The organism is Haladaptatus marinus (assembly GCF_051194195.1).
The window spans coordinates 37,298-49,247 of sequence record NZ_JBLZNK010000001.1 but is presented as its reverse complement, the minus strand read 5'-3'; the positions used below and the strand labels follow the sequence as shown (position 1 = coordinate 49,247).

Annotated in this window: 10 protein-coding genes and 2 pseudogenes; 4 read left to right on the top strand and 8 right to left on the bottom strand. The window is 59.8% G+C overall.

The genetic code is table 11. The annotated features are described in order from the left end of the window. Positions 1-63: 63 nt before the first annotated feature. Both ACN2TU_RS00260 and ACN2TU_RS00255 read left to right on the top strand, forming a co-directional pair. The gene (locus ACN2TU_RS00260; protein WP_435151541.1) at positions 64-1,668 is read left to right on the top strand and encodes a COG1361 S-layer family protein; all 1,605 of its coding nucleotides are present in this window, start codon (positions 64-66) and stop codon (positions 1,666-1,668) included. Then, positions 1,661-4,132, top strand: a complete 2,472-nt coding sequence (locus tag ACN2TU_RS00255) for an efflux RND transporter permease subunit (RefSeq protein WP_435151538.1) — start codon at positions 1,661-1,663, stop codon at positions 4,130-4,132. The genes ACN2TU_RS00260 and ACN2TU_RS00255 overlap by 8 nt, the downstream gene beginning before the upstream one ends. Here ACN2TU_RS00255 and crcB (ACN2TU_RS00250) read toward each other — a convergent pair. From crcB (ACN2TU_RS00250) to ACN2TU_RS00240, 3 genes and pseudogenes are all read right to left on the bottom strand, one after another. Further along, positions 4,124-4,477: a fluoride efflux transporter CrcB gene (gene crcB / locus ACN2TU_RS00250; protein ID WP_435151535.1), complete on the bottom strand. Its 354-nt coding sequence runs from the start codon at positions 4,475-4,477 to the stop codon at positions 4,124-4,126. The genes ACN2TU_RS00255 and crcB (ACN2TU_RS00250) overlap by 9 nt on opposite strands. Further along, positions 4,474-4,863 (bottom strand): fluoride efflux transporter CrcB, encoded by a 390-nt coding sequence (gene crcB / locus ACN2TU_RS00245; protein ID WP_435151532.1) that lies wholly within the window; start codon positions 4,861-4,863, stop codon positions 4,474-4,476. The genes crcB (ACN2TU_RS00250) and crcB (ACN2TU_RS00245) overlap by 4 nt, the downstream gene beginning before the upstream one ends. Positions 4,864-4,987: 124 nt before the next feature. Further along, positions 4,988-6,034 (bottom strand): annotated as a pseudogene (locus ACN2TU_RS00240) (ATP-binding protein). A 76-nt stretch (positions 6,035-6,110) separates the two neighbouring features. On the opposite strand from ACN2TU_RS00240, the pseudogene ACN2TU_RS00235 reads away from it, so the two are divergent. Beyond that, positions 6,111-6,564 (top strand): annotated as a pseudogene (locus ACN2TU_RS00235) (DUF7382 domain-containing protein). A gap of 28 nt (positions 6,565-6,592) precedes the next feature. Here the strand turns inward: ACN2TU_RS00235 and ACN2TU_RS00230 are convergent. The 5 genes from ACN2TU_RS00230 to ACN2TU_RS00210 form a co-directional block, all read right to left on the bottom strand. Next, positions 6,593-7,354 carry a protein-L-isoaspartate O-methyltransferase family protein gene (locus tag ACN2TU_RS00230; protein ID WP_435151530.1) on the bottom strand — a complete coding sequence of 254 codons (762 nt, stop codon included), beginning with the start codon at positions 7,352-7,354 and terminating at the stop codon, positions 6,593-6,595. A gap of 25 nt (positions 7,355-7,379) precedes the next feature. Next, on the bottom strand, positions 7,380-8,291 hold the full coding sequence (locus tag ACN2TU_RS00225; protein ID WP_435151527.1) for a class I SAM-dependent methyltransferase: 912 nt from the start codon (positions 8,289-8,291) through the stop codon (positions 7,380-7,382). Between the two features lie 120 nt (positions 8,292-8,411). Continuing rightward, positions 8,412-9,062, bottom strand: a complete 651-nt coding sequence (locus ACN2TU_RS00220) for an HVO_0476 family zinc finger protein (protein WP_435151524.1) — start codon at positions 9,060-9,062, stop codon at positions 8,412-8,414. Positions 9,063-9,106: 44 nt separating this feature from the next. Then, positions 9,107-9,439, bottom strand: coding sequence for a CHY zinc finger protein (locus ACN2TU_RS00215; RefSeq protein ID WP_435151521.1), 333 nt, complete (start codon positions 9,437-9,439; stop codon positions 9,107-9,109). A 14-nt stretch (positions 9,440-9,453) separates the two neighbouring features. Then, the gene (locus tag ACN2TU_RS00210; RefSeq protein ID WP_435151518.1) at positions 9,454-10,398 is read right to left on the bottom strand and encodes an aminopeptidase; all 945 of its coding nucleotides are present in this window, start codon (positions 10,396-10,398) and stop codon (positions 9,454-9,456) included. 124 nt (positions 10,399-10,522) lie between these two features. Between ACN2TU_RS00210 and ACN2TU_RS00205 the strand changes: the two genes are divergently transcribed. Beyond that, positions 10,523-11,536 (top strand): type II glyceraldehyde-3-phosphate dehydrogenase, encoded by a 1,014-nt coding sequence (locus ACN2TU_RS00205; protein ID WP_435151515.1) that lies wholly within the window; start codon positions 10,523-10,525, stop codon positions 11,534-11,536. Positions 11,537-11,950: the final 414 nt, after the last annotated feature.

Genomic DNA, 11,950 nt, shown 5'->3' with positions numbered 1-11,950 from the left:
GCGAAGGGTATCGAAACGCTTCGTACTCACGTCGAACAGCGAGCGATGGGTGGCGCGGCGAAAATGAACCGTGAGTCGCTCGTATCGATTTTCATCGTGGTTCTCCTCATCGCACAGGGGTCGATTGTCGTCGGTGGGTACCAGCCCAGCGGAAGCATCGAACAGCAAACACAAACACCCGATGCGGGAGCGACCCCCGATTTCGAACTCGTCTCGGTCGCGTCGAACGTTCCGGTCGATGGAACCGGCAACCTCTCGCTGACGTTCGAGAACACCGGAGAGGACATCACGAACGCACGTATCGCCGTGCAGTCACCGAACGAGAGTGTCCGGTTCGGCCAATCGCGGAACGCCAGTCGGTCGGTCGGCAACTGGTCAAGTGACGAACGACGAACCGTCACGTACAGACTGCTCGCAGAGGAGTTCGCGGAAATTCGAAATTATCCGTTTCAGGCGTTCATTTCGTACACGACGGCGAACGGTTCCCGTGAGCGGGCCGGGCCGTACACGTTCGATGTTCGACCCACTGAGCGGATTCGGTTGGAGCGATTCGAAGTGACTGACATCTCCTCGAACGTGCAGTCGGGCGATACGGGAACCATCTCTCTCACGCTCGAAAACACGGGACGGGACGTGAGCGATGCCATCATCTCCCTGCAATCGCAAAACAACCAACTCCGACTCGGGGAGTCGCGGAACGCCAGCCAGTTCGTCAACGAATGGGTGACCGACGAGGACGTACAGGTCGAATATCAAGTGACAGCGAGCAACGACACCGTCGGTGGCAGCTATCCCTTCAGTATCTCGGTATCGTATCGGGAGGACGGGTCGCGGAATCGAACCGAGTCACAGCTCATCGGCATCATCCCGGCGCCCGAGCAGTCGTTTTCGCTTTCCGATGTGAACAGCACCCTCCGCGTCGGAGACGAGGGTGTCGTCTCCGGGCGGGTGACGAACGAAGGACCTCAGACCGCCCCAAACGCGGTACTCGTCCTGCAATCGCAGGGGGAAAACGTCTTTCCGCGAGAGACGGAGTACGCCCTCGGAACCCTCGACTCCGGCGAGACACTTCCCGTTCGCTATCGAATCGACGTTAGCGACAGCGCAGACCGCGGGCCTCGACAGTTCTCGTTCGTCGTACGCTATCAGAATCAGGACGGCGACCCACGACAGAGCAAACCGCTCGAAACCGCGGTGCGCGTCTCACCCCAAAGGGATGAGTTCGTCATCAGATCACAATCGGCGTCGGTCGAAGCGGGGTCGAGTTCGACCATTTCGCTCGTGATTACGAACAACGACGATAGAGTTCTTCGCAATATCGACGCGCGGGCATTCGTCGATAGCCCGCTCACCCTCGAAGAAGACCAAGCGTTCGTCCCGAGACTGGAACCGAACGAGTCGGCAACTATCTCGTTCAGTTTAAGTGCGGACAGCGGAACGCTGGCCGGAACGTATCCGATGTCGGTCGATTTCCAGTACGAGACGCCCGACGGCGAGAGCCGACTGTCCGACACCTACGAGGTACCGGTTCGGTTATCCGAACCGGAAGGGAACGATTTGCTTTCGTTCCTGAGCGGTGGAATCGGCTTTCCGTTGATTTTCGTTCTCGGAGTCGTCCTCCTCGGAGTCGGTGGCTTCGTCGTCTTCCGGAGGTGGCAAGGTGGTTGACTATCAAGCACTCATCGACTGGGCCGACGAGTGGATCGTCGGGCGCTCGAAAACCGTCCTGCTGGCGTTTCTCGTCCTGACTGCGGTGTTCGGCGCCGGACTCACTCGCGTTTCGACCGAGGCCGGGACGAGCGAGTTCACGGAGGATAGCCCGGAACTGGAAGCGTTCGAAAACGTAAACCGCGAATTCACCCAGCCGTTCGAGGCGGAAAACGGGAGCACACAGCTTATCCAAAGTGGTCGCAACGTGCTTTCGAAACCGGAACTGGTGGCGATGCTGACGGCGCAATATCGACTCGAACGGCGGGAAGAACTACGTGTCGCATCCACGGTGAGCGCCGCGGGAATCGTCGCACAGACACTCGACCCGAACGCGACGACGCTGGAGGATCAGATTCGCGTCCTGAACCGAGCGACACCGACGGAAATCGAAACTGCCGTTCGACAGTCCGCATCGAATCCCGCATTTCGGACGCTCCTAAGCAGGGATTTCAACCACGAATCCGCTTCCGCCTCGGCAACTATCGGCATCGTCGAACACGCCATTCCACGCGGCGTCTCACAGGACGCGGGCGAGGAAGCGTCGCCGGAAACCGACCCGCTCGCAGGGATTCAGATACAGTCACAGTCCATCGTCAGTTCCGTCGATAGCGACATCAGACTGTTCGGAAGCGGCATCCTCTCGGACGAGTTATCGAGCGTCACGTTCGATTCGCTCATCATCGTCATCCCCGCCGCCGCGATACTGATTTTTATCTTTTTGTTGTTCGCCTACCGCGACCCAGTAGACCTCGTTCTGGGGGTGGTGTCGCTGGTGATGGCCATCGTTTGGACGCTGGGGTTTATGGGTATCATCGGAATTCCGTTCACGCAGCTGCTGGTCGCCGTGCCGCCGCTCCTGCTCGCCGTGGGTATCGACTACGGAATCCACGCCATCAACCGCTACCGCGAAGAACGCGTCACGGGTGCGGGCGTGAAACCGTCGATGCGCCGCGCGACCGACCAGTTGCTTGTTGCGTTTTTCATCGTCACCGGAACGACAGTTCTCGGATTCGGGTCGAATATCACGAGCCGACTCCAACCGATTCAGGAGTTCGGGGTGGTCGCGGCCATCGGTATCGTCTTCACGTTCCTCATCTTCGGTATCTTCCTTCCTTCGGCGAAGGTCACGACCGATGACCTTCGCGTTCGGTTCGACCTCCCGACGTTCGGTGAGCGACCGTTAGGCGAAGAGGGTTCGCTTTTGGGCCGAACCTTGGCGAGTAGCGTCGTGCTCGCACGCAATGGTGCCACCGTCGTCGTCGCGGTTGCGGTCGTCCTGACGGTCGTTTCGGGCTACTACGCCACTGGAATCGACACGACGTTTTCGAACGAGGATTTCCTCCCGCCGGAGGAGACACCCGCGTATCTCGAAGTCCTTCCCGAACCGTTCGCACCCGAGACGTACACCGTTACGGAACTGACGAACTTTCTGGAGGAGAAGTTCGCTTCCGCCGAGGACGACACCGTGACGATTTACGTCGAAGGGCCACTGCGGGAGGGGTACGCCCTCGAATCGATTCAACACGCCAATCGAAACCCACCGGATTCGTTTCTCGCGTCCGACCGGGAAGCCGACGCGGAAAGTATCATCAGCGTCATCCGTGGCTATAGCGACCAGTCGGCGGAATTCCGCCGACTGGTCGATCGAAACGACATCAACGACAACGGCGTGCCCGACAGTGATTTGGAACTGATTTACGTCCGACTGCTCTCCTCGCCTGCCCGAGAGCAGGCGCTCGAATTCATCTCGGAAGACCGGCGGAGCACGCAAGTCATCTACTCGACGAAGAGCGATGCATCACAGGACGTAGTTACTCGGGATGCGCGACTCGTCGCCGACCGATATCGCTTCGACGCGGTTGCGACCGGCGAGATAATCGTTTTCCAGTCCATCGCGGCGACCATCTTTTCGTCCGCCATCCGAAGTCTGGCCACTGCACTCGTCGCCACCGCGATTTTCCTCGTGATTCTCTATCGCATCCTCGTGGGACGCGCCGCGTTCGGCGTCATCAACCTCTTTCCAATCGTCGTCGCGGTTTCCTTGCTCGCGGGGACGATGCGACTGCTGGGAATACCCTTTAATGCGCTGACTGCGACCGTTCTCGCGATCGCACTCGGCCTTGGTGTGGATTACTCGGCCCACGTCGTCCATCGGTTTACCGACGAATACGAGGGAATCGGTGACGACCAATCGAAAGGAGACGTGTTCGCTGCACTCACCCGAACCGTCCGCGGAACCGGCGGTGCGCTGACGGGAAGCATGCTCACGACGATTTCTGGAACTGGGATACTCGTTCTCGCGATTACGCCCGTTCTAGGGCAGTTCGGTCTCGTGACTGCCTTGAGTATCTTCTACTCCTACGTTACTGCGATATTCCTGACCCCATCCGCCATCGTTCTGTGGAGTCGCTACTCAGAATGAAATCGTGCTGGCCGCAACTCCACCCAACGCCACTGCCGCGAGTGCGCCGACAAGGTTGACCGTCGCGTTGCTGATGGCTTCCCTGCGCTTGCCTCGTTCGTACAGCCGAACCGTCTCGAACGCGAAACTCGAAAACGTCGTGAACGCGCCACAAAACCCGGTTCCGAACAACGTGAGTAGTTCGGGGTCAGTCGTCAGGCCAGTGGTCAGGGTGCCGAGCACGAAACTGCCGAGGACGTTCACCGCGAGGGTTGCTTGCCCGTCACCTGACAGTCGCTGTCCGACGAAGTGGCGACTCAGCGCGCCGAGCATACCGCCGATACCGACGAGGACAGCAGGGTTCACGAGACAACACCTCCGACGACTCGGCGACCGAGAATCACGGCCAGAAATCCAAAGACGTAGTTGGCACCCACGTTGAGTACAGCGAACATCGGCGATAGACTCGCGGTCTGTACCGCGAAGGTGCTGTAGGTCGTAAACGAAGAGAGAAAGCCGGTGCCGACGACCAGTCTGGTTTCCGGTGCAAGCATGTCGGCCAGGCGCGCTTCGTACAGAACGACACCGAGCGCGAAACTTCCGGCGACGTTGACCGCGAGCGTCCCCCACGGAAATACGCTCGGAAGCGCATCGCTCACCACGGAGCGCAGAACCGCGCCGACGAAACCGCCGACTGCGATGAGGAGAACCGGTTCGAGGCGCTTCAGCGCGTGTGATTGTTGTACCGACATCGTATCATCGTGGAACCGTTACTCGGTGAGTGATTCCCGAGCGATTTCCGACGTATCGCCGGAAATCGCGGCCCATCGTTCGTGCCCGATTGCAATCGACAGCGTAACCTATCCTTTTCGGAGTTCACTCGCGGTCGAATCCAGTCCCGACATCGCTCGCGCTCGGGCTTCCCCCACCGTGTTCGACCCGCCGTGTTCGAATTCGAACCGAATGAACGCTTTCGGTCGCATCGTCCACGACGACGGCGGAGCCGGGTGTTTCGGGCATTCGGTCGGCGAACGACCCTTGCATGTAGGCCGGGCGAGCGTGTGCGAGGGCATCCCGGTCTTGGCGTGCGGTCAACCGATGGGTGACGAGCAGGTCGGACTGTGAAATCGCAACCTCAGGCAACGCGGCAGGTCGCTGAGTCGCCACGACCAAACTAACACCGGGACGCCGTCCTCTGGTGATTACCGTCCGGAGTGCTGGGTCGGCGATGTCGCCGAAAAAGGCGTGGGCTTCGTCCACTACCAACCACGGTAGTTTACCGACCGACTCGGAAATCCGGGCGCGATACAAATCGTCCGCGACCGCCCGAATCACGGCGTTCATCGGCGCGCTGTCGTAGCCGGATCAGTCGAGAACGATGCCTGATTCCGGTTCGACACACCGCTTTGCGGTGAGTGCGTCCGGCGAAAAGACATCCCAGGACTCGGCGAGCGCGAGGTGGTTTCGCGCGGAGCGGCGAGTCGCCCGGTTTGCGTCCGCATCGGAAATGAAGTCGTCCATGTCCGCGAGGGTATTCGATTCGGTGGCGGCCCCCCAGAGCAGCGACCCAGTCGAACCTTCATGGTCGAGGCCGAGCAAATCACACCACGCCCGCGGGGAGAGTGCGTCGGCGGAGACACGCGGATTGGAAACGACTTCGAAGCCCGAAACCTCGGCGAACGTCGTGAACGCACTCATCGGGTCGGCGACGACCGATGTTACCCCCTCCGCATTTGCGAGTTCTTCGACCAGTACGCCGAGGGTGTACGATTTTCCGTATCCTCGCTTTCCGACCACCAGCCCAACGTGTGGGCTATTGATGTCGATTCGAACGGATGCACCTACACTTCCGTCTCTGGCGCGGTAGTTGCCGAGATGGCCCGAGATTCCGCGGTCGCCAGTTCGGCCCAAAACCTGCGTCATGGCGGGGAGTGGTTCCGACTTTCCCGATAAAGTTTCGGATGAAGGTTTATATTCGAAACCGGAACCAGTCCTCCCCATGTCCATTCACCAGCGGTTTCGGTCGGACGACCGTGCTATCGAAGGCCTCCCGATTCGACTGGTCATCGCGCTCGTCGTCGGTGTCGCAAGTCTGAGCGTCATGATGAACATGCTGACAGGACTCAACGGATTGGCCGTGGGCGAACTCGATGCGAAACCCGAACGCGAAGGTCATCGGAGCGGGTCAGCAGACGGTCGAAATCCTTGTCATCGACGCTGACGGGAGCCCCGTTGCGGACGCGACCGTCGTCGTAAAAAGCGGGTCGGCGAGGCTGGAGAGCATCGAAACCGCCACGACGGAAAGCGATGGACGAGCAACGATCTCGATAGAGCCTGGGCTCGGGGCGAATCAGGACGACGGAACGCTCGAAATCGATATCAAACCACTTGCCGGAAGCGAGTTCGCGGACAAACGGGAGAACACCCGAATACTGGTGGTCAGCGACCGATAGAGACCAGTTCGATAGGTTGTCGATTCGATTAGCTGTAGCCGTCCCAATCTATCCAGTCGTGTTCCCAGCCACGTCGTGTTTGGGCGTGTTGCTCGGCGAACTCCCGGTCTTCCCGGTTGGTTCGGTTACGTTCGACGGTATCGGACTGTTCGCCCTCGACGAGGAGCGGTGCGAAGGCAGTGGTTCCGAACTCCTCGACGGGTTCGGGTGCTCCGGAGTCCGACGGTTCGACGGCGACGAGTCGCTGGGTGCCACTGCCGAGTGGGAGAACGAGTCGGCCGTCGGCAGTGAGTTGCGAGACGAGCGTTCTCGGCGGTTCGATTGCCGCAGCCTCCACGAGAATTCGGTCGAACGGCGCGTACTCCGGTAGACCGTCGGCTCCGTCACGACAATCGACGAGTACGCCGCCGTATCCCGCTGAATCGAGGTTTTGCCGGGCTTCGTATACGATGGTTCGCGTGATGTCGAGGGCGTGGACGTTGTGTTCGCCGACGATTTCGGCCAGTACTGCCGCGGTGTAGCCGACACCGGCTCCGACGACGAGGATGGAATCGTCTTCGCGCACGTCGAGCGCTTCGAGTAGTCGGGCGACGGTGCTCGGGGCGAGGATTCGCGTCCCACGATGGTCGAACGACTGGTCGGAGTACGCCCCTGCGTCGGCGTCTATCGGCACGAACTCGTGTCGGGGCACGGTTCGAAGCGCGAGACCGACGTGGTCACTCCGAACCAGACCCTTCATTTCGTGCTCCAAACTGGCGACCATATCGTCGCGCAGTACCGCCGGTTCCATACCCCGCGTTGGGTTCGGACGTTCTTCAATTGCGCGGCCTGCGGCCGACGATTGCTTGCTGATTCGTGCCCGGAATATCGCGGGTTTCGAAATCCACGAATCCAGCGTCCGTGAACCAGTCTTCGAACTGGTTCGCGCTGTACGTGTCACCGTTTTCGGTTTGGGCGAGCATGTGGGCACCCATGAGTGCGGCCCCCTCCGATCGACCTCGGATTTGGTCTGTAAAAACGGCGACACCGCCGGATTCCAGCGCACCGAAGACGTTTTCGAGGAGTTTTCGATTCTCGTCCGGGCCGAGCGAGTGGGCGACCCGCGAACAGAACGCGATGTCGAATCCGGTCGGGAGGGCGTCGGTCACGTCCCCGGAAAGCAGTTCGATGGGTTCGTGTTCGAGGAATCGGCGGTCGATATCGATAACCTCGGGTTGGTCAACCAGCGTCACCTCGAATCCTCTCCTGGCGAACTCCTTGGCGAAGACGCCGGGGCCGCCACCAACGTCGAGAACGCGCTCTGCGTTCGGGTGTTCGTGTACCGCCTCAGTAACGCACGACCGCACCGAGGTTTCATCTACCGTCGCCATCGCACCCATGAAATTCGTCGTCCAATCGTCGGGCGTTTCGGGTGGTGAACCGGTTCGCATCGTTTCCGGCAGTTCGAACCATCGCGCGAGGCAATCCATCCGATGCGGAACGCTTCCAATCGATCGAACATCGGTTTTCGCGAACAAACCGAGAGCGCGGTTGGTCGCCTCGTACTCGTCACCCAATCGTTCGAGAAATCCCATCTCGACCATCGCTTCGAGCGTGATTCGGGCGGCGCGCTCGGTGACGCCGGTTTGTTCCGCGATTTCCTCGACCGTTCCTGCATCGAACATGACCGTCTCGATGATGCCCGTCTCGCGGGCGGCCCACAGCAGACAGAGTTCACGGGAGTCCATACCGACTGGTTGGGTGGTATTCGAAAAAAGCTACGCCCCCGCATCGGTCGAAATCGTGAAGTGGAATCAAAAAGCTCGTTCGGAGTCGTCTCGAGTCGGATTCGGGCGCGCTTTACTGCGCTACCAGGCCGACCACGCCGTCGAACTCTCGTCCTCGGCGTAGATGCGCTTTACGTCCTTTGCTATCACGGTGTCGCCGTCGAAGTCGAGTCGGTCGTGGTTGTAGCCAGTCGCGTCGTCGGTGACGAGGATGCCGTCGATGGTGAACTCCTCGTTGGCGAGTTCCTCGGTTTCGCCAACGACGAACTCGTAGTCGCCCGGAATGCTCACTTTGACGCCACGAGAGTTGTCCCGGCGTCCGTCGTTTGGATGAATCGTGACGTTGACCGAGACGTTGTCCACGGCGCGCGTCCAGATGGTTTCGACATCCGCGGCGGCGGACTCTTCGACGCGTCGGTCGTGATCCTGTTCGAGGCTCGTGATTCGGACGACGAAGATGGCCTCGTCGGTTTCGAGGACGAACTCCTCGCCGACTGCCAGCGTCTCCTCGACCGGGACATCTGCTTTCGAGGAAAACGATTCGCCATCTTGGGAGACGATGACGTCGATTTCCTCGGTCTGTACTGTCTCGATTTTCGTCTTGTGGACGTGACTGCACTCGGTACAGCGCACCGTCGCTTGTCCACCCGGTTTCAGCACCTCGTGGACGGTCTCCACGTCGGGAGAACAGGATGGGCAAACGACTGCCACACGTTCCGCAGTATCGCTCATATCGGAGGATATGGACTCGGGGCGTAAAAGTGCGTGGAGACGAATCAGCCTTCGAAGTACAGATGATAATGGTTCGCACAGCCCGGATTAAATTCTGAGTCACAGTCGGGACACTGCGATTCACGACCCAGATACTCCGCAATCGTCAGTTCGGAACCGCACATTCCGCACAGCACCGCCTCAGCATCACGCTGATTTTCGGGCCACGTTTTTCGCGGATGGTCGGCTACTTCGTCGTGACACTGAAAACAGGGATAGAATTCGTCACAGCACGGGAACCGAATCGCGATCACGTCTCGCTCGGTGTCGTAGTGAGCACATCGCGTCTCCGGGTCTACGTCCACGCCGTGGACTTCGGTTCCGTGGATGGTTGGCATTCGGGAATTCGAATTTACGGACGTGGCAGTTCGACTTCCTCCCCGTCTGCGCACACAGTCGGGTCGCGGATGATGCCGTCCAAGTGAAGGGGGGCATCCGTGTCGCCGCCGATTCCCGCGTCGTCGCCGATTGCAATGTGAACCGTGCCGCCCGCTTTCTCGTCAAGCAGGACGGAACCGACGAGTTCGGTGACGGCGACGTTCGTGCCGATGCCAAGTTCTGCGAGGTTGTAGGCGTCCTGGCCGACTTCCTCGGCGGCGGTTTCGACCTGGGAACAGATTTCGTCGTCGCTGATTTCGGTGACGTAGCCGTCCTCGACTTCGAATTCAAGGGTTTGTCCGTCTTCGAGAAGGCCGTGGGGGCGCATCGTGCCGTCCACGACGTAGCGTCCGTTCACGTTTTCCGGGCTGACGAACACCTCGCCAGCGGGGAGGTTGGTAAAATCGCCGGGTTCGTGACAGAGGCCGGTGTCGTCGTACCACTCGCGGTCACCGGGTTCGAACGTGATGTCGGTGCCTTTCTCGGTCGTGACGCGGACTTCCTGTGCGCCTTCGACCTGCGCGAGCACGTCCTGACAATGTTGGTCGATAGTTTCGTAGTTGGCGGAGAGACCGGTGACCATCACTTCTTTCGTGATTCCGGGGAGGGTGGCCGCTCGCGTGCCGGCGTCGTTGGCCTTGCCGCGTGCGCGAGTGTGACTCAAACTTTTGGTCGTCGGGGCGAGAACGACATCCGCGCCAGCCATCGCAGCGGCGATGGGTTCCGGCGGTTCCTCGCCGTGCTGATTGCCGACTGGATAGCGTCCGATAACGACGTCGTCCGTGATTTCGCGGGCCGCGTCGTACAACGCCTTTCCGATGTCCCAACGTTTGTCGTCGGTGATGACCGCACAGCTTTCGTCCGACCGAAGAGCCATACACTGCTCGACGGCGGTTTTCGCCGCGTCGTCCAGACTCATGTGTTTGGCGTAGCTTTCGGGAGTGGTTAGGTGTTCCCTTTCAGCCTTACTCGGGGGCGAGTTAGTTCCGGGGCGAGACGGCTCGAAACGGTTTTAGTGGCGGGTGTTGGATTTGGGGATGTACATGCTACAGGTCGGCATCAATGGGTACGGGACTATCGGGAAACGAGTCGCTGACGCTGTTCGGGCGCAACCGGACATGGAGGTCGTGGGTGTCGCAAAAACCCGACCCAATTTCGAAGCCGAGGGAGCAGTCGAGAAGGGATATCCGCTCTACGCTGCTATCGAAGAACGCGCGGAGCAGTTCGATGACGCAGAAATCGAACTCGCAGGAATGGTCGAGGAACTCGTCGAAAAAGCAGATGTCATCGTGGACGCTTGTCCCTCGGGAATCGGCGCGGACAACAAATCGCTGTACGAGGAGTACGACACGCCCGCACTGTACCAGGGTGGCGAGGACGCGAACGTGGCCGACGTGAGCTTCAACGCACGTGCGAACTTCGAGAAAGCCGTGGACGCACAGCACGTTCGCGTCGTTTCGTGCAATACGACCGGACTGTCGCGTCTCATCGCGCCGCTTCGCGAAGAGTACGGCGTCGAGAAGGTTCGTGCAACGCTCGTCCGCCGTGGCGGCGACCCGGCCCAGACCGGTCGCGGCCCCATCAACGACATTGTGCCGAACCCGGTGAAACTGCCGTCGCACCACGGACCGGACGTGAAAACAATCTTCCCGGACCTCGCTATCGATACGCTTGGGCTAAAGGTTCCGGCCACGCTGATGCACATGCACAGCGTCAACGTCTCTCTCGAATCCGAACCCGACGCCGAGGAGGTTCGTGACCTGCTCGAAAGCCAGTCGCGCATCTTCGTCGTTCCGGAACGAATGGACATCGACGGCGCTGGCAAACTCAAGGAGTACGCGATGGACAGAGGTCGACCACGTGCCGACGTTTGGGAGAACTGCCTCTGGGGCGAGTCGGTTTCGATGGAAGGCAACGACCTCTATCTCTTCCAAGCCATCCACCAGGAGAGCGACGTGGTTCCCGAAAACGTCGATGCGATTCGCGCAGTGACGAACAGCGCGGACGCGAAAGAAAGCATCGAAATGACCAACGACGCGCTCGACATCGGCTTCTAATTCGGAGTCACTTTTTTAGGCTGGTTCGGAAGCTCCACGTCGTCCATGAGCTGGTCGAGTATCAACGATAGATTCGCAGTCGGTGTCGGTATTCGTCGGTTTCGGTAGTGAGTGATGGTGACACACCACATTCGCATTTTCCATTACGGCTATGTAGCGGTCAGTTCAACCGTTCGAAAGCGGTGATAACCGAATGAAGTGATAATGGAGCCGCCAACGTCGTCGCATGTTGCAGAGGCCGGTGCGTTTCGGGTATTTCATTCGTTACTACCGGTTAGGGAGAAATTCGATCGTTCGTAAATCGAGCGAACGGACTCAACGGTGCCGACCATTCATTTAGACCTCACCCGACAGTGCTGATCCGGGTGGGGCGAACGTACACGTCGCTGTATGTCCGGCAGCTTCCTGCCTGGA